This window comes from Bdellovibrio sp. HAGR004 (genome assembly GCF_055397015.1).
The window spans coordinates 1,304,017-1,321,643 of record NZ_AP029176.1 but is presented as its reverse complement, the minus strand read 5'-3'; the positions used below and the strand labels follow the sequence as shown (position 1 = coordinate 1,321,643).

The 17,627-nt window shown below is 50.2% G+C and carries 14 protein-coding genes and 1 pseudogene; 5 read left to right on the top strand and 10 right to left on the bottom strand.

Features of this window, described 5'->3' with window-relative positions; translation table 11 throughout:
• Positions 1-114 precede the first annotated feature (114 nt).
• The 6 genes from ACZ5ZV_RS06645 to ACZ5ZV_RS06620 form a co-directional block, all read right to left on the bottom strand.
• On the bottom strand, positions 115-3,801 hold the full coding sequence (locus ACZ5ZV_RS06645; RefSeq protein ID WP_464120645.1) for an ABC transporter transmembrane domain-containing protein: 3,687 nt from the start codon (positions 3,799-3,801) through the stop codon (positions 115-117).
• A 283-nt stretch (positions 3,802-4,084) separates the two neighbouring features.
• Entirely contained in the window at positions 4,085-5,374 is a 1,290-nt protein-coding gene (locus ACZ5ZV_RS06640; protein WP_464120644.1) for a putative Na+/H+ antiporter, read from the bottom strand.
• A gap of 96 nt (positions 5,375-5,470) precedes the next feature.
• Positions 5,471-5,767, bottom strand: a complete 297-nt coding sequence (locus ACZ5ZV_RS06635; RefSeq protein ID WP_464120643.1) for a hypothetical protein — start codon at positions 5,765-5,767, stop codon at positions 5,471-5,473.
• Positions 5,764-6,501, bottom strand: coding sequence for a hypothetical protein (locus ACZ5ZV_RS06630; RefSeq protein WP_464120642.1), 738 nt, complete (start codon positions 6,499-6,501; stop codon positions 5,764-5,766). Before ACZ5ZV_RS06630 ends, ACZ5ZV_RS06635 begins: the two co-directional genes overlap by 4 nt.
• A 100-nt stretch (positions 6,502-6,601) precedes the next feature.
• Positions 6,602-7,453: an HNH endonuclease family protein gene (locus tag ACZ5ZV_RS06625; RefSeq protein WP_464120641.1), complete on the bottom strand. Its 852-nt coding sequence runs from the start codon at positions 7,451-7,453 to the stop codon at positions 6,602-6,604.
• Positions 7,454-7,593: 140 nt separating this feature from the next.
• Positions 7,594-8,361 (bottom strand): hypothetical protein, encoded by a 768-nt coding sequence (locus ACZ5ZV_RS06620; RefSeq protein WP_464120640.1) that lies wholly within the window; start codon positions 8,359-8,361, stop codon positions 7,594-7,596.
• A gap of 193 nt (positions 8,362-8,554) precedes the next feature.
• Here ACZ5ZV_RS06620 and ACZ5ZV_RS06615 point away from each other — a divergent pair, with 193 nt between their 5' ends.
• Together ACZ5ZV_RS06615 and ACZ5ZV_RS06610 are read left to right on the top strand one after the other, a co-directional pair.
• Positions 8,555-9,571 carry a hypothetical protein gene (locus ACZ5ZV_RS06615; protein WP_464120639.1) on the top strand — a complete coding sequence of 339 codons (1,017 nt, stop codon included), beginning with the start codon at positions 8,555-8,557 and terminating at the stop codon, positions 9,569-9,571.
• Positions 9,572-9,582: 11 nt separating this feature from the next.
• Positions 9,583-10,287, top strand: coding sequence for a Crp/Fnr family transcriptional regulator (locus ACZ5ZV_RS06610; protein ID WP_464120638.1), 705 nt, complete (start codon positions 9,583-9,585; stop codon positions 10,285-10,287).
• Between the two features lie 33 nt (positions 10,288-10,320).
• Here the strand turns inward: ACZ5ZV_RS06610 and ACZ5ZV_RS06605 are convergent, their stop codons facing one another.
• A complete protein-coding gene (locus ACZ5ZV_RS06605; RefSeq protein WP_464120637.1) occupies positions 10,321-11,595 on the bottom strand; it encodes an acetyl-CoA hydrolase/transferase family protein in 1,275 nt (424 codons plus the stop codon).
• Between the two features lie 106 nt (positions 11,596-11,701).
• Between ACZ5ZV_RS06605 and ACZ5ZV_RS06600 the strand changes: the two genes are divergently transcribed.
• From ACZ5ZV_RS06600 to nrdD, 3 genes are all read left to right on the top strand, one after another.
• On the top strand, positions 11,702-12,346 hold the full coding sequence (locus ACZ5ZV_RS06600; protein WP_464120636.1) for a Crp/Fnr family transcriptional regulator: 645 nt from the start codon (positions 11,702-11,704) through the stop codon (positions 12,344-12,346).
• 97 nt (positions 12,347-12,443) lie between these two features.
• Positions 12,444-12,911: an anaerobic ribonucleoside-triphosphate reductase activating protein gene (gene nrdG / locus ACZ5ZV_RS06595; protein WP_464120635.1), complete on the top strand. Its 468-nt coding sequence runs from the start codon at positions 12,444-12,446 to the stop codon at positions 12,909-12,911.
• Positions 12,908-14,806, top strand: a complete 1,899-nt coding sequence (gene nrdD, locus ACZ5ZV_RS06590) for an anaerobic ribonucleoside-triphosphate reductase (RefSeq protein ID WP_464120634.1) — start codon at positions 12,908-12,910, stop codon at positions 14,804-14,806. The genes nrdG and nrdD overlap by 4 nt, the downstream gene beginning before the upstream one ends.
• On the opposite strand, the pseudogene ACZ5ZV_RS06585 reads toward nrdD, so the two are convergent.
• The 3 genes and pseudogenes from ACZ5ZV_RS06585 to ACZ5ZV_RS06575 form a co-directional block, all read right to left on the bottom strand.
• Positions 14,748-15,758, bottom strand: a pseudogene (locus tag ACZ5ZV_RS06585) (NnrS family protein); the annotation flags it as partial. The gene nrdD and the pseudogene ACZ5ZV_RS06585 overlap by 59 nt on opposite strands.
• A gap of 157 nt (positions 15,759-15,915) precedes the next feature.
• The gene (locus ACZ5ZV_RS06580; RefSeq protein WP_464120633.1) at positions 15,916-16,053 is read right to left on the bottom strand and encodes a hypothetical protein; all 138 of its coding nucleotides are present in this window, start codon (positions 16,051-16,053) and stop codon (positions 15,916-15,918) included.
• A gap of 111 nt (positions 16,054-16,164) precedes the next feature.
• Positions 16,165-17,619, bottom strand: coding sequence for a HAMP domain-containing methyl-accepting chemotaxis protein (locus ACZ5ZV_RS06575; RefSeq protein ID WP_464120632.1), 1,455 nt, complete (start codon positions 17,617-17,619; stop codon positions 16,165-16,167).
• Positions 17,620-17,627 lie beyond the last annotated feature (8 nt).

The following is a 17,627-nucleotide window of genomic DNA, read 5'->3' as shown; positions in this document are numbered from 1 at the left end:
TCCCCAAATAGAGGAAAATAAATCGTGTAATATTACTGGGATCTCACTTATCCGTCTCAACTTGAGACTTCAAAAGTACCATGCAGGGATTTAGGTCCTGCATGGCCTTCTGATTTACACAAGACTTTCTTCAATTTCCTCTTTGGAAAACTCGGTGGGTCGGCGAATGGACTTCACCTCCCCAGCCAGAATTTCCACGATTTGGTCACAGTCCTCGATCGTTCCCAGACGATGGGCAATGATCAACATCGTCACCCCGGCAAAAGAGGATCTTATCACCTTCTGCAGCAGCGCATCGGTTTGCACATCGACGCTGGCTGTGGCCTCATCCATCACAATCACTCGGGCCTTGGTCAAAAGAGCCCGGGCCAGACACAGCAGTTGGCGTTGCCCCTGGCTCAGATTTAAACCACCCTCTGAAACTTCGGAAGCCAGTCCCTTGGGCAAGCTGGAAACATATCCCCACATCGAGGCATGTTTCAAAGCGCCGATGACTTCCTCATCCGTGTACTCGTTATAACGATCCAAGTTGTTGCGGATCGTACCCATAAACAACGTCGGATCCTGCGGAATGATGGCCAGACTTCGCCGCAACTTTTCCAACGGCACGCTGGCAATATCCACTCCGTCAATCGCTATAAGCCCTTCCTCTGCTTCAATGAAGCGGAACAACGACTGGAAGAAGGTGCTTTTTCCCGAGCCCGTGCGACCGATAATACCCACGCGACTTCCCGCTTCGACCTTGAAAGTGATGCCTTTCAAAACCAACGGCAGATGGGACGCGTAGCGCACTTTCAGATTCTGGACCACGATTTCTCCACGCTCTGGCCAGGTCGGACGCAAAGGTTCTGACGGAGCTTTCAGCACGGACTGCTCCGCCGGAAGATTTGAGAAATACTTCAAACGCTCAATAGAAGTCATGCGCGACTCAATGTCTGCAAACACACGCACTCCCCAATTCAGGAAGCCCCAGAAGGACAGTGAATACAATGTCACCAGACCTGCGGTTCCCGCATCCATCACGCCAGCATACGCTGACAAGCTAACACCGACAGCGGTGCTCATCGAGATCACTCCGCCAATTAATGGAATGCGCGAAGAAAACCAGCGATTGATCAGATAGTGTGCATGGAACATACGATTGCTGTGCCCCAGCTTCGCATAAAAATTATCCATGAACCATGGAGCCTTGTTGAAGCTGCGAATCACCACCAGACCTTGCAGACTTTCCTTGAAATGCGCATATCGGGGTGATCTTGCCACACTGTCAAAACGCTTCACTTCGCGCGCCGGGCGACGATAGTCCTTTTGCAGCACATAGTACAAAACCATCACTGGCAAAATCACCACGATCATCAACGGCATCAAAGTCAGTATCAGGGCCATCGACACAATCACCTGCAAAGCACAATGCACGGCGGAATCAAAACTCCATTGCAGATAGACGTCCACAGATTCCACATCGCGGGAAAAGCGCTGAATGATTCGTCCCACCGGCGTTGAATCAAAGAACCGAACTGGCGATGATAAAACGCTTTTTAACATCTTATCGTGCATGTTCTTCCCGGCGCGAATCCCCCGATCCAGCCAGAACAAGTGATTCATCAACGAGCCCACCAGAACAGCGATTCCGATCAGACCATAAATTCCAATGGCCGTCAGGGCCACCCATTGCGTCTGATGATCGGAATAATAAGACAGCCAGGCCTTTTGCGCCAAGGGCAACAACGTGGCGGCCACAGCTCCTGCCAGCAACAATCCCAAAATCAACGGTTTGGTGTACTTTCCATCCCCACCCAGTGAACTGATGTAATCCCAATACACAGACCCTTTGACGGCACCAACCTCTCGATCCTCGTCTTCCGTGACACGCACATTCTTGCTTTCCACCGCCTCTTGCAAACTGGAAATATCCTGGGCCACCTCGCTGGCACTGACGGATTCACCTTCGCCTTGAGCTTTCCCATGCTCTTTATAAAACTCTGCAAAAGCCGGAAGCTTTAAAAGCTCTTCATACGTGCCCTGCCCCTGAATCTGTCCATTCTGAATAAAGATCACTTGATCAAAATTAGACAGGAACTCCAGGCGATGGGTGACCACAACACGGGTTGTGTCTTTCCAAGCACCAAAAATCAGGCGTTCACACAAAAGCTTTTCCGTTTCCGCATCCACGGCAGACAATGGATCGTCCAAAAGAACAACCTGCGGCTTGCGTAAAAAAGCCCGCGCCAAAGCCACACGCTGCTTTTGTCCCCCAGACAGGTTGACACCTTTTTCACCGATCTCCGTGCGCAAGCCCCCCGACCATTCTTTCAGGTCACGGCTAAGGCAACTGTTATGCAGTGCCCGGCGCAAGTCTTCCTTGGAAACCTCTTCACCAAACTGCAGGTTTTCCAGCAATGAGCTGTTGATGATGTAGGCTTCCTGCGGAACATAGGCCATACGTGGGCGCCCGGGCATTTCCGGAGTGAAACTCACCTGACCCTCGCGAGGATGAAGCTCGCCCAAAAGACTCATCAGCAAAGAACTTTTCCCGGCCCCAACCGGTCCCACAATAGCCAGAGAGCTTCCCGCCGAAACCTGCAAGTTTAAATTCGTCAAGACATCCTGGCTGCTGCCGTCATATCGCAAGCTGACATTTTGCAACTTTACACCAACACAAGTCCCTGCATCGGCTCTTTCTTCCGTGGAGATTTCCACTTCGTCTTCCTGAAGGTAGTCCAAAATACGACGGGCTCCCACCATCGCGTTCGTGGCACGGGAAATCAAACGAGAAAGATCCCCGAAAGGTCCCTCCAACAAGCCAAACAAGGAAATACAGGTGAAGATGATCGCCGCATCCAGTTTTTCCCCGCGCCAGGAATGAACCGCCAAGGCGACAAACAGAACCAAGGTCGAAACGGCCAGATACCCCAGACTGGAAACGACTTCCGCCTTCGCCAGACGACGACGGCTGTTCAGTTCTTTCTCACGAACCTCGGTGACTTCCTTGGAAACACTTTTTTCCCAGGCAAAATACTTCACCACGCGGATGGCATTCATCGCCTGAGTCATCAGCGTCACCCGGTGATCGCGATGGGCCATCATTTCCTCATCCAAGCGCGTGAACTTTTTGGCCACATAATTGGTCAAAGGGGCCAGTGTGAAAAGCACCATCAGCGCCGCCAAAGCGGACCAGCCAATATAATAGAAGAGCATGATCACCACGCCCACAATCAAGAAGACCGCAGAAACAAAGTCCCCCAGAACCATGGCAAAATCTGAAGCGTTTTCAGAGTCAGTGCTCATATGGTTGACGATATCGCCCACCTGATTTTTCTGCCGCGCTTTCTGACTCAGCTTCAGACTGTGACGGAACAGCTTTTCATTCAGGATGTTGGTGATCACCTGATATGCCTTTAAGCCGTTGAAGAAATAGTGCTGCATGAAAAGTCCGGACAGGAAACCACAGAATCCAAGCAAAAACCCATAGATCAGCGCCGTCGGCAAAGTCTCTTGCGTCACACCTGCGGAGATAACACTGATAAAACGGTTCACCAAAACAGGTGATAGCAAGGCAAGAACAGAACTTGCCAGATACCACACATAAGATGGCCAGGTGTACTTGCGCAGAGCCCGGATCAAGGAAAACAGCAGCGCCCGGGGGCTAGACCACTTAATTTCATCCAGGTTGATCTGACCGTGCTGCGGGTGCAGATCGGCTGGCAAAGCCATCAGATCATTTTCATCAATATGCTTGGCTTTGGCCAGTTTCACCAAGGGTGTCACCTCGGCAAACAACAAACGTCGGAACAAATTCATAAAAGAATCCATAACTGCCATTTTGGGGCTGTAAAAACAAAAAATTAAATTTTCAGAAGAATAAGACGCCTAATGTGGGAGTCTTAGAACTGTGACAGAAGAAGGCTGTGCAATGCGATCAACTTCATCGAATCGTTGATAAAATTAATCATCATAATGTGCCTCCTTCCCTTTGAGAGATGATTCAGCGTAACCCAAAAAAAAGGGGCTTGTCTAGCCCCCGCAAAAAATAATTTAAAAAGAATCTTATAATAGAGCCCGAAGTACCGTTTTGACAGGCCTTTTACAGCAACCACAGACAACTGATCGCAACAGCCGTCGGGATCACTGCGGCGATCAGTAGATTCAATGGTTTGATCCCGCCGGGAAACTTGTGACTTAAGATCGAATACCCTGCCGCATTCGGAGCGTTGGCGATAATCGTCAAACCACCGCCTGCGATGGCACCGGCCACCAGCGCATATTTGCTGGCATCGCTCAAGCCCTCCACTTGAGATCCCAAATAAGTCAAAGCGGCATTGTCCGTGATCGCAGTCAAACCCACCGCACCTTTGAACAACAACAAATCACTCATGCTGCCCAGAAGCGGCGCTAACCACCATTTCTGGAAGGCCCCAAACTGGATGATCCCCCCTAAGAACATGGCAACAAGCAAACTTTCTTTTAAGCGCAAAGTGTCCTGATATCGTTGCGTGACTGCGGCCACCCCCAAGAACAGCAAGAAGATTCCCATAAAGGCATTTTGGTAATGAGCCGTCACCACGATCCCCGTCAGGAATAACAAATGCACAATAGTGACCGGACCTGGAATGGCGGCTTGCGCGCCTGCAAGTCGGGTTTCAACCTCGCGCAAAGGAATACAACCTTCTTTAAGTTCTTTACGGAAGATCGCCAGCAGCAAACAGGTGTTGATCGCAACAGCGATCGCACTTTTCCAGCCGAAGTGAGAAAAGACAAAGGCAAAATCCCAATTCCACTTGCCAGCCACCATCAAAATAGGAGGTGCCGCGAAGGGAGTCAAAGCCCCACCGATGGAGATATTCACGAACAACACCGCGATCAGGGCATAAATCAGTTTGTTTGATTCCTTCTGCAGCATCGAATTAATCATAAAGGCCGTCACCGTCATCGCGGCAGGCTCTGTGATAAAACTGCCGCTGAGAGGCCCCAGAATCAGCACCACAAAGATATCAGTCAATACCGCAGGAGTACGGAAAACCTTTTGAATGAGTGAACTGACAACCAAAATCCCTTTACGTCCGGCCGCCAACACGGGTCTTGTCGAACAGACAACCATGATGGCAAAAATAAAGAACGGCTCGATAAAGTTCAGGCCCGTCTGATAAGCCATGGCCTTTTCCCAGCCTTCGATGCCGATGAAAATAGCCATAAAGAGCGCCGCCCAGATCGCAAACACCGCCTCAATTTCACCTAGTAGGTGCAAGACATTGCTCCATAAAGAATCTTTGGGAAAATGATGGGACCAGGCCAGAATCCGCCCCACCATAAAGGTGTGAATAACGGCCAGGCCAAACAGAATTGTTCCGAGAAGTTCAACTGTAGTGTATGTCATAAAGACATACTAAACAGACTCAAAAAGCCCTGCCAACCAGAACCGGAAAACTCGATGCTGATTTTGCATCGAGTCCACGCAAGAACTGCGGCACCGTTATTTCTTGACGCAGGCCCCTTTGAGACAGACTTGTCCAGCCGAACACAAAATTTCCTTTTCAAGCACTTCACCTTTTTGGCAGGCGAATTCCAGAAGTTTTTGCGAATCCAGGCACCGGTCAAACTCTTTGATAACCTGGGAATAACAGCTGTCACCAAGACAATTGTCATCTCCCAGAGAATATATAATCTTCCCCGCCGTTTCAGGAATCAAGCCCTTGTCGGAATCCTCGCATACTTTCGCGAAGGACACTGAAGACACACACAGAATTGCACAGGCTAAAATTTTTCTCATGGAGCCACCTCACAGCGGAAGGCTTTGGTCAAAGAAGCGTTGGTTTTCCATTCACGGTCCTTTTTCGGAGGACCACACTGCACGGAAAGCTCCAGCACCACGGCACATTCGGCCTTGCTGAGCTTTTCAGTTTTCATACGAATAACTGAGGCATACGAGCAGGGCGATTTGCATTTATGATCCTCCAGAAAACTGCCGAATTCGTTTTTGCCCATCAGAGTTTCCTGAGCAAAGGTGCTGGCTTTTTCCTGACAGGCTTTTTCATCCCCGACCAGACGAAACGCTTTTTGGAAGAACTTGTCCGTTTGTCTGACCCCGAACTTGGACGCTTCTGTCGCGGAGACCTGAAGAACCGAATACACAGCAGGACACGCCGGATCCGCCACCGTACCCGTAGGTTCGGTTTTGATTTCCACCACCGGAGAGTTCACTTTAGAGCAACCGCCCGGACATCCCCCGGATTCTTTCAAAAATGCCTGCTGAATGGTATTGAGCTTTTCAAAAAGTCCCTTCATTTTGCCGGATGCACTGAGCAGACCATAAGTGATCTCCGGCACCTTTTCAGCCTTTGCCGGGGTCTTGATCTGACAGTGAGTTTCATTCTTCTTGTCGAGCTCCTGACAAAGACTTTTTAGATCCTGCACCACAGACTTCGCCCCAGGCCTGCAGGAATCTGCCGCCTGCCCTGTCGTTGCGCTCAAAACCAAAACCGTAAAAAGAAGAGCTGTTTTCATAGGGAACTTATCGGCACGACAGCCCCGAAATTAAGCCGAAACAGGACCTATCTCCAGTCCTTTTTTTATTACACGGTCATTACATCATCTCAGAGCAAAACTATTGGCACATTTCCAGATTGTCTGTCATGAATTGGCGCTGCCCCGCCAGTTCCGTGGCACTATAAACGAACTGATCCACGTCACAGTGGTTTTCCTGAACCAGCTCCAGCACCCGATCTTTTTCCGGCGGCGTCAGCCCCAGAGACCAGATCATCTTCACCTTCAGCCATTGCGCCAGATACTGACAGCGATACGCCGGATTGGGCGGCATGTAGCCTTCAGGGGTTTTATCGCTTTTCGAAGCATTTTCTTTTCCAAAGACCGCCAACAGGTGAAAGTCATTCCCCAGGAAGTTGCCATACAGGCAGCGTTTGGTTCTGCTCCACTTATAGGCGCCGCTCAGATAGGCGTTTTTCAAAGGCACAAAGTGATCAATCTGGATATCACTGGCCCGCGTATACGAGCGATCCCCATAAGGGTCCTGCCACTTTCCTGCCGACACTGAACAACCATTAGAGGAAAAGTCCACAGGACTTTCAGAGTCTCGAATCAGCACTTTGGCCCGCGTGTTGTAACAAAACTCATCCCGGCGATCATTCAACCATCCCCCAAAGTGCTTGGCGCGATTGTAGGGCTCGGTGACATCACCATAACTTTCATTGTGGTGTTCAAACTGCAACAGAGAATACAGACGGGTACGAAGTTCAGAGAAAAACTGTTCAGATTCAGAAAAGAAGTCTTGGGCAGTGGTCAGAGGATCAGAAAACGACGCGGAGGATTTTTGCGGCGGCTCCCCTTCTTTGACGGTGTAATAGTCATCAAATCGGGGGTTGGCGAGATAATTTTCAGCCAGGGCCTGAGATTTTCCGAAAGTGGCCACCAACATCATCACAAGAAGCAATTTCTTCATGAAGTCTCCAAATCCTTTTAGAGCATCGTTGTTTACTTATTAGAAAAAGAAATTCGCTTATTTGCAAAGAATAAATCGCGGGCCGGAAAACTAAAACAGAAAACAAACAAAAAAGCCGCAAGAGCCGCCTTGTGTGCCTGTCACCAGACCGAGAAGTTAAAGTACATGCTTTGAGGGAAGGCCTGAGTTCGCACTTCACCGTTGCTCAGAACAGCCTTGATGATGCCACACCTTTCGGGTTCCTTATCAAAATTGCAGACCTTCAGTTCGTTCTTAAACTGCTGTAAATCGACCAGGGTCTCTTTGTCCGGTTGATAGGCCCAAGACTCAAACACTGGAACCCCCTCGTGGATTCCAACTTGTTTTTCCGCCCGATGGCAGGAACTGCAATTGGTTCCCGAGCCAAAGCGCACATTGCTGTAGGGCTTGCTTTTGGCGATTGGCTGTATCACCGGAAATTCTATTTCCGCCTTGATCGACGTTGTCGTCGAGGTCTGATAACTCAGCTCCAGATAATCACGCCCCCGCCCTTCTGGAACGACGGACATATAAAGCTTTTCATTTAAAACAAAAATGCGCGGACTGCGGTTTCCTGCGGCCGGCTGACCACTCATCTGACTGTTGGTCAGGGCCACATTCAGGGGGCGCTCCAGGCTCTCTAAAAAGCAGCGGATCGTGACGGGTTTGGGCAGCGAATTCACCAATACAACGACGTCTTCAATCGTGGCCGGGCGCCCGGAAACACCGGGAGGAGCTGCACAGTGAACGGAAGACTGGGAAGACGCCGTCGCGGCCGAGTCCGACACCGCAATGGTATCGAAACTCGCCCCCGGCGAGCATCCTACGCTCCACCCGGAAATCAGCAACAACGACAGAAAAACAGCACCATGAGTCTTGGTCGTGTTCATGCCCTATAGAGTAGCAACAACCGGCATCTACAACAAAGGTGGATATTTCCTTTTTTCTTTGAAGTCCGCCAAATTCGCCCCTAAATCGAAATTCACAAAGACTGTCTTAACTTAGGACAAAAAACGCCGGAATCGCGGCGTGCAAAGAGCAATTTGTTAGACTTCCACGCAGGGATTGCCTACAACAGGGATTATGTTACGTGCCGGTCGGTTCCGTCATCGTCTGCTGGATGATGGGTTTTTGAAAAATCAAAGTGCTTTGGCTCATCAGTGTTTGCAACCTTTTCTGGAGCTATGGCGTACGAAAGCCCTTTCAGATGCGGAAATGGCGGCGGCTTACATCGCTGTTTTTGCCTTCTTGCGCCGACCTGTGGATTTTTTGGGAGGCCCCCACAATCAGCCACTGGCAACTCTTTCTGAAAAGCCCTCCTTCCAGGCTTCGGACTTCTTGCGCTGCCTTGTGGGTGAACTTCCTGAATCGCTTCGTCAGGTAAAATCCTTGCGCCGTTTTGCTCACAATGGGGATTTTCTAACTTACTTCTGCGCACAAAGCTGGCGATCCATTCCTCTGTCAGTGCCCCAATCCCTGATGGCTTGGCAGGCTGGGCGTTATCCTTTACTGCTTTGTTCCTACGTGCCGACGCCTTTTGAAGTTCTGTCGTTACAAACTCAAGGCCAGCGCTGTGTTTCGATGCTACAAACGCTTGATGAAATGCAGAGCTTTGTTGAGGAAGGCCGGGACGTTTTAGGATTTATTGTGCACGACCTGATTCATGCCGATCACTTCTTTGCCGATCCCGTGAAGGCGGCAGCGCAGATTCACTTCAGCCAGCATTTGGCGGTGATTTATGCTCTGCCGAAAATTCAAGAAATGTTAAAGACTGATGAGGTTTTCAAATCCGAGTTTGAGTATTTAATGTCGGATATGAACTCTTTTCCTCTGCACCTGCTTAAAACCCTGAAAGCCATCCTTTTAGGCTATTTCAAACGCCGTGAAGGCTTAGATATGAAAAGCCCCCTGCCCCACACAACCGAGCTTGAGTTTCAGGATCTGTATGAGGCCAGTCTCAAGCCTTGGAAGTTCCCCATAGAGGCATTAAACGCGGCCCAGCGTCTCAATACACCCCTATTCGAAAGTCCTAAAGACGAACAGTTGCTACACGACGCGCTCTCAATAAACTTTCATGACGGCCCGACAATTATCTGCTAAGCTGGGGGTCTATGTCCTTAAAAAAAGACTGCGGTCATGCGCCTGTAAATCCCGATTCCTGCAAAAACTGCGAAACGCGTTTTGACAGCTTGCTGTGCTCGTCTCCAGACGTGCTTCTGCTGATGGAAAAAGCCCGCGTTACCTGCCGCTTTAAAAGCGGTCAGGTGATCTTTTACTCTGGAAACGACCCCCTGGGTATTTTCACAATTCAAAAAGGACTGGTGAAATTGGAAGTCACTTCTCCGGCAGGGGCGGCTCACACGCTGCGCTTGATCGGTCCTGGTGGCACCTTGGGCTATCGCTCCCTGTTTGCCAATGAGCCTTACCATGCCTCCGCCGTGGCGGTGGAGGACTGCGAACTTTGCTTCGTCCCGAAGGCTGAAATCATGAACATCTTCAAGTCTCATCCGGAGCTGGCAATGAAACTGCTTTCGCACATCTCAAAAGATCTGCGTATGGCAGAAGAAAAATGGATGGGGCAAATGGACAAAGGAGCCTCAGAAAGAATTGCCGAGGCCTTGTTGTTCCTGCAAGAACACTTCGTTCATCAAAGTTGGACTCGTCGCGAAATCGCTCAATGGGCAGGAACAACTCCTGAAACGGTGATCCGCACCCTGTCGCAATTTGAAAAAGACGGCCTCATTGATCAGACCGACGGACGCAACATCCGCATTCTTTCCAAAGACAAACTGCGCGAACGCGCGGAAGTCGAATAAGCGGCTTTCGCCGCTTATCGCAAATATCTTCCCCTAGACATCGTAGAGCATCTTATGAGCCTGTCGGCTCAGCTCTTCACGCACTTCCGGCGCCGCAATCGCGATCAAGGCGTCGGCTCTTTCTTTCAGCGTTTTGCCAAATAAAGGGGCCACCCCGTATTCGGTCACGACACAATGAACGTGCGCGCGCGTGGTCGTCACACCCGCCCCCGGCTTCAAGGTCGGAACAATCTTGGAAACACCCTTCTTCGAACTGGCACGCAAGGCGATGATCGGTTTTCCTCCCGGTGACAGGGCTGCGCCTCTCATGAAGTCCATTTGGCCACCAATGCCTGAATAAATGCGGCTGCCAATGGAGTCGGCACAGATCTGTCCGGTAAGATCCACTTCGATCGCGCTGTTAATGGCGATCATCTTTGGGTTCTGACGAATGACGTGTGTATCATTCGTGTAGCTGGCATCCATCATCATGACGTCAGGATTGTCGTCGATAAAGTCATAGACTTTGCGTGAGCCGATCACAAAGCTTGAAACCACTTTGCCCGTCAGACGCGGCTTTAAACGATTGGTGATGGCCCCGGCTTTATAAAGGTCAATCAACCCGTCTGAAAACATCTCGGTGTGAATCCCCAGATCGCGATGCCCGTGCAAGGCCCGCAAGGTTGCATCCGGAATCGCACCGATTCCCATTTGCAGGGTGGCACCATCTTCAATCAGACTTGCGACATTGCGCCCGATTTGCATTTCCACATCACCAGGATCTGCTGCGGAGGCGATGTAAAGCTCCTCATCCACAGGGATCGCAAAATCGATTTTGTTAAATTCAAACTGGGATTCACCAAAGGTGCGCGGCATGCGCGGGTTGACCTGTGCAATGATTTTTTTGGCTGTGCGCACTGCCGCGATGGAAACATCCACAGACGGCCCCAGACTGCACATGCCATGACGATCTGGCGGAGACACCTGAATCAAAGCCACATCCAACGGAACAATCCCACGATAGAACAACTGAGGAACTTCACTTAAGAAAATTGGGACAAAACTGGAGTTGATATTTGCGCGGGCTTTGCGAAGATTGGCGCCATTGAAGAAACTGTGAACTTCAAAGTTCTGCTCATACTCTGGCAGTGCGTAGGAACAGTCGCCTTCTGTATGAATGGCATATATTTTCACGTTCTTAACTTCAGGAGCCCGGCGCACCAGCGCCTTGACCAATTGTTGCGGCGTTGCCGCTGCGGTGTGAATAAATACATGGTGGCCCGACTGAACTTCTTTTAAGGCTTCGTCTGCGGATACAAACTTAGGCACGACTTCCTCCGAATCAATTAGTTTGCATCCTATCCGTTTAGGTGGGTACATCAAGCTTTAACATGACGTCCGCCCCATTTCCTGCTAAATTGGTACTGAGGTGAATATGAAAAAGAATCCCGTGGATGGCTGCCCCATCTGCTCCACCCAGGAAGAGAAAGTCACAGAGCAGATTCTGAGTTTCATTCAGAAGAAAACCTATCCCAAAAATACGGTCATCTTTGAACAGGAAGAAGAGGCCAAGGGTCTTTATCTGATTGTCAAAGGCACGGTGAAAATCTCTAAAATTTCATCCAACGGTAAAGAAGTGGTCTTGGGACTTCTGGGGCCCGGCAAAACTTTTGGTGAAGGCAGCCTGCTGGGACAATCCAAACAAGCTGACACAGCTTCCGCCTCTGAAGCCTGCGAAATCTTCTACCTTCCCAAAAAGGACCTGCAGGATATCCTCGCGAAAAATCCTTTATTGTATCAATCGGTGGTGTCTTCTCTGGTGCGTTGGATGACCAATCTGAATCAGGTCATCGAAAATATCAGTACACCCTCGGCCCAGGATCGGGTTTTGAATTATCTGGAGCGCCTGCAATCCGAACAGCAAACGCCCGTGGTTCATCTGGAAGGCAAGAAGCACGAAGTGGCCCTGATGCTGGGACTGCGTCCAGAAACCTTTTCGCGCACTTTGGCAGAACTTGAGCAGCAGGACATCATTAAGATGAATCACAAACAGATTCAGATCCTGAAATCCGTGCGATAACACTGGACCACTACGGCTAGTGACCCTGATCATGATTTTGGCGGATTTGTAGTGTTCAATTAAAAGTTCTCGTGAATCCTTTTATCAGGAGCGAGACATGAACATCTACAAGTACGACATCGTTTTCCAGGAAGTTCCTCATCATATTTCTTTGGCCCTTTATGTCTGTGGCTGCCCGCTCAAATGTCCGGGCTGCCATTCTCCCGAATTGTGGACCGAAAAAACCGGCACCCCGCTGACCACCCCCCTCTTACAATCTTTGATCGAAAAATATCGTCATCGTATTTCCTGTCTGCTGTTTCTGGGCGGTGAATGGCATGAGTCCGAGTTGTGCGAATTTCTGCAACTGGGGCGCAGTCATCACCTTAAAACCGCGCTGTACACGGGACTGGAAAAAGTCCCCCAGCGATTGGAGCAACATCTGGATTACCTGAAAACCGGTCCATGGATTCAGGCCCGGGGCGGACTGTCCTCCCCGACAACCAATCAGGTCTTTAGGGATCTGAACACTGGAAAAGTTCTTAACCACCTCTTTCAACACAACACAAAGGAGACCTCCCTATGATCCGACTTACACCGGAACAGATTCAGAAAAAGATCGAATTCGTCCAACAATATAAAGCCGCGCCGAATGCTGCCGAAGGCTCGAAGCTGGATGCCAATGCCAATGTGACGTTGAAAAATATTGCGACACTGGAAGCAGAGATCAACAAGGACATCAATATCCAGATCAACCGCACACTGGTGCAAAACAAGATCGAAGAACTTTTCGGTCCGAACCTGGCGCAAGAGTATGTCCGCCAAATCGAAAGCCATGAAATCTATGTTCACGACGAAACATCGCTAAAACCTTATTGCGCCTCTATCTCCATGTACCCGTTGCTGTTGCAAGGCTTGAAAGATCTGGGCGGTGAATCCCAGGCCCCCCAACATCTGGAAAGCTTCTGTGGCTGTTTTGTGAATCTGGTCTTTGCCATTTCCGCGCAGTTCGCCGGAGCTGTGGCCACAGTCGAATGGTTGATGTATTTTGATCACTTTGCCCGCAAGGATTACGGCGACAACTATCTGCAAACTCACACTCGCATCATCAACAATCACTTGCAACATGTTGTGTATGCCCTGAACCAGCCTGCGGCCGCGCGTGGCTATCAATCGGTGTTCTGGAATATTTCGGCTTATGACGAATACTATTTCAAATCTCTTTTTGGTGACTTTGTCTTCCCGAACGGAGATCTGCCACAATGGGACAGTGTCAAAAAATTACAAGCGCACTTTATGTCCTGGTTTAATGAAGAACGAAAAAAAGCGATTCTGACATTCCCTGTGGTCACCGCAGCGATGTTGATTGATGAGAACGGCCCCCGCGACAATGATTTTGCCGGAATGTGCGCCCGCGAACTCAGCGAGGGCAACAGCTTCTTCATGTATATGAGCGACTCCGCCGACAGTCTGGCCAGTTGCTGCCGCCTGCGCAACGAAATCTCGGACAACACGTTCAGCTATTCATTGGGTGCCGGAGGTGTGGCGACAGGGTCCATCAACGTTATCACCATAAATATGAACCGCCTGGTGCAGCGAAAACTGGATCTGTTGACCACGGTTGAAAAAGTTCAAAAATATCAGGTCGCTTATCGCCAATTGATGCAGGAATATTTTGAAGCCGGATTGCTCAGTGCCTATACGGCAGGGTTTATCTCGTTGGATAAACAATTCCTGACCATCGGGATAAACGGAATGGTGGAAGCGGCGGAATACTCAGGCCTGAGCATTGCCAATGAGGCCCCTTACAAGGACTTCGTGCGGGAAAAACTGAAAATCATCTATGACGCCAACAAAAGAGCCCGTCAGAAATTTGGCTATATGTTCAACACCGAGTTTGTTCCGGCTGAAAACCTGGGGGTGAAAAACGCCCAGTGGGACCGCAAGGATGGATTGTATGTCCCGCGCGACTGTTACAACTCTTATTTCTATATTGTCGAAAATGACGAAGTGAATTCATTGGACAAAATGGATCTGCATGGCAAGGAAATGATGCAATATCTGGATGGAGGTTCCGCCCTGCATTTGAATTTGGAAGAAAAGCTGACCGCCGACGGTTTTCTGAAACTGATTCGTGCCGCGGCCCTTTCCGGATGCAATTACTGGTGCGTGAATATCAAGATCACCATCTGCAATGAATGCGAACATATCGACAAAAGGACTTTGTACAAATGCAGCAGTTGTGGCAGCCCCGATGTGGACCATGCAACCCGTGTGATCGGATACCTGAAACGCATTTCTGCGTTCAGCAAGTCCCGTCAGATCGAGGCGGCCAAACGCTTCTATCACCCTACGACTTCACACGGATCATCTTCGGCAGGAAAATCCAGCCCCAGATCAACAGCCCCAGAATCCATGTATAAGACGCATAGACCAAATGAGACTGATAGATATGAGGAGCAAATCCCGCTGACAACCTAGTTAAACCGGCAAACCCCATCAACAAGGCTCCAAGGAACAACCCCTTGGAGCTTTTTTCCAGTTCCATGTTGTGCTTACCATGAGACAAAGTCACCCGGGTTGCGATCATAAAGGTCATAAGCCCCAGACCCGACACCAGGATCACATGCAGCAAATGGATTCGGAAATCCGGAACGACCACGGTCGCCCATTGTCCCAGTAACATCATCCAGGCGGAACCCCATAAAAACCAACTTTGAAAAGCTTTGCGCTGGGGTTTGCGGTGAATCTTCCAGAAGAAAAACACGATAAAGCTCATCACCAAAGCGCGCAGAACAAAACCTGCTCGCGCGTGAATCAGAACCTCCACAACGAAACTGCCCAAGAACAGCACCGCCAATAAAGAGAACAATCCAATGCGAGCCCGAACCGTCTTGCCCGCCTCGGTCGGCAACGGAGCCCATCCCAATAAAGCTGGCACCAGTCGACTGCCCACACCCATCACCAGACACAGCACATAAGCCTGCAGCAGGAAGGTACGTGCCAAGGAATACAGATTTCCGGGAACATCCAGCGACTGTCCTAACAACAAAACGACACTGCCAAACAATCCCACGGCCAATCCCACTCCGACAAACAGGAAAGAGTCCGGAGGATTGCTTTGACGATTAAAAAAACGACGGAACATATAGACCATCAAAAAAACAAACAGTGCCGTGACAACGGCGTAGAAGTAGACCTTGCTCTGTGGCAGCAAACTGGCAAAAAGGGACAGAATCAGAACCATGGAAAGATTTTGCTCCCACGGGGCCGGTTCAAAACTGGATGTGAACTTCGGGGCTGCGGTCATCAAAAAGCCTGCGACAAAACACAGGAAAAATCCACCAGACATGATTTCAGGATGATGCAGTCCCGGATAAGAAACCAGATTCCAGGGGAAAAGAATCCACAGCAAAACGCCCCAGACTCCCATCACCCAGCCCGCTGGAAAGAAATAACGATAAGCATCCATTGAAGTCGTACTCATATTAGCCTCACTTCGCCCTTTGCAGGGTCCCTAATGAACCTAACATGTGTCAATGAAGGCTGCCTTGACTCGAATCAAGAAAAAGGGGCTCTCAGCCCCCTTTTTAGCCTCCGGCCAGCCAAAGACCGACAACGGCGGCCCCACACATACCCATCGTGGCTGCAAAAATCCCGATACAGGCTCCGGAAACCATAACGGTTCCAATCACCCCACTGACAACCACATGTTTCACTGTCTCCATAAACTCCTCACTTTCATGAGGAAAGATTACGGCGTGGCTTCAAGGCAAAACATGATTCACATCAAGTCATCGCTGATTGCAAAAGCCAATCCGCGTTTTCACTGATCCCGGTCATGCCCCCAGAACCATCACGTTCAGCTCGACGGTCAGCTGCTGGGTTGTTTCGGCCAGTCCGCCGATTTCTCCACTGGTGGCAGCAATCTCTTCCGCAGAAGCCGCATTGCTTTGCGAAGCCTGATCCAGTTGGTTCATCGCCTTTCCAATCTGCTGAATGCCCGCACTTTTTTCGGCAGAGGCCGCGGCAATCTCATTATTTAAATCCGCCACTTTTTTCACGGACTCAACAATACTCCCCAGAACGACACCGCTGTTGGCGGCAATACGACTGCCTCTTTCGATCTGTTCTACGGAGGTGCTGATCAATGTGGCGATGTCCTTAGCGGCGACCGCACTTCGCTGCGCCAGACTGCGCACGGCTTCGGCCACAACGGCAAAGCCTTTCCCCTGCTCACCCGCTCGCGCCGCCTCAACCGCCGCGTTCAATGCCAGAAGATTCGTCTGGAAGGCGATATCGTCGATGACGGAAATGATCTCTTCAATTTTCTTGGACGACTGTGAAATTTCATTCATGGACTGAATCAATCCACGAATCTCACTTTCGCCGGCCTCGGCGGCACTGCGCGAAGAAGCCGAAACCGCAGCCGCCTGCCGGGCATTATCTGAATTCACCTGCACCATCGAGGTGAGCTCTTCCAACGAAGCCACTGTTTCCTCTAATGAAGCCGCGGCTTCTGTGGAAGACTGGGACAGCGTGGTTCCAGCCTCGCTCAGTTGCACAACTGAAGAAGTCACATTGCCGCTGGCGCCAGACAATCTAGTGGCAATGGCTGAGATCCCGTTCGCCATGCGTGAGGAGATCAACAGGATGATTCCAATCACCGTCAAACTGGCGGTCGTGTTAATAACACCCGTCCACCAAAAGACACTGCTTTGCACGCGTTCGGATTCTTTACTTTCCTCATCAGCACGTTTTTCATAGCTTTTGGAGATTTCAAGATTGTTGCGACCGATCTCGTTGCCAATCTTCCAGATATCCCCCAAAAGAAGGGCCCGCGCCTGGGTCAGATCCTCGGGGTTACCACGTTCGACCAGTTCGACAACTTTTTCCAGCATAGCCAGATAGTGATCTTTATTCTGCTCAATGTACTGGCGACCTTGCTGTTCTGCCGAAGTGCGAACCGGGAACTTTGAATAGATTGCAAAGTTTGTCTTCCATTCAGCGATGGACTCGCGGGCGATTTCCAGACGCTGCTTTTTCAACGCCGGGTCGTCAGCCACCGTCAAAGCCACAAATATGTTATAGCCATATCGATTGCGGGCGATGATCAGATGATTGAGTGCTTTGGCTGCAGGAATGATTTCATCATGAGCTGCATCCAACAATCCCCCCACCCGGTTGATCCCATTGAAGGCCACACCGGATGAAATCACAAAACCGATCACCGGCAAAATAGCCACCGCCAACAGACGTCCACGAATTCCCTTAAACCAAGAAGCAAAACGCACCCAAAACC

Excerpts from the sequence above, each read along its gene's own strand:
- ACZ5ZV_RS06645 (WP_464120645.1), bottom strand. The coding sequence starts at position 3,801 with ATGAATTTGTTCCGACGTTTGTTGTTTGCCGAGGTGACACCCTTGGTG.
- ACZ5ZV_RS06640 (WP_464120644.1), bottom strand. The coding sequence starts at position 5,374 with ATGACATACACTACAGTTGAACTTCTCGGAACAATTCTGTTTGGCCTG.
- ACZ5ZV_RS06635 (WP_464120643.1), bottom strand. The coding sequence starts at position 5,767 with ATGAGAAAAATTTTAGCCTGTGCAATTCTGTGTGTGTCTTCAGTGTCC.
- ACZ5ZV_RS06630 (WP_464120642.1), bottom strand. The coding sequence starts at position 6,501 with ATGAAAACAGCTCTTCTTTTTACGGTTTTGGTTTTGAGCGCAACGACA.
- ACZ5ZV_RS06625 (WP_464120641.1), bottom strand. The coding sequence starts at position 7,453 with ATGAAGAAATTGCTTCTTGTGATGATGTTGGTGGCCACTTTCGGAAAA.
- ACZ5ZV_RS06620 (WP_464120640.1), bottom strand. The coding sequence starts at position 8,361 with ATGAACACGACCAAGACTCATGGTGCTGTTTTTCTGTCGTTGTTGCTG.
- ACZ5ZV_RS06615 (WP_464120639.1), top strand. The coding sequence starts at position 8,555 with ATGTTACGTGCCGGTCGGTTCCGTCATCGTCTGCTGGATGATGGGTTT.
- ACZ5ZV_RS06610 (WP_464120638.1), top strand. The coding sequence starts at position 9,583 with ATGTCCTTAAAAAAAGACTGCGGTCATGCGCCTGTAAATCCCGATTCC.
- ACZ5ZV_RS06600 (WP_464120636.1), top strand. The coding sequence starts at position 11,702 with ATGAAAAAGAATCCCGTGGATGGCTGCCCCATCTGCTCCACCCAGGAA.
- nrdG (WP_464120635.1), top strand. The coding sequence starts at position 12,444 with ATGAACATCTACAAGTACGACATCGTTTTCCAGGAAGTTCCTCATCAT.
- nrdD (WP_464120634.1), top strand. The coding sequence starts at position 12,908 with ATGATCCGACTTACACCGGAACAGATTCAGAAAAAGATCGAATTCGTC.
- ACZ5ZV_RS06580 (WP_464120633.1), bottom strand. The coding sequence starts at position 16,053 with ATGGAGACAGTGAAACATGTGGTTGTCAGTGGGGTGATTGGAACCGTT.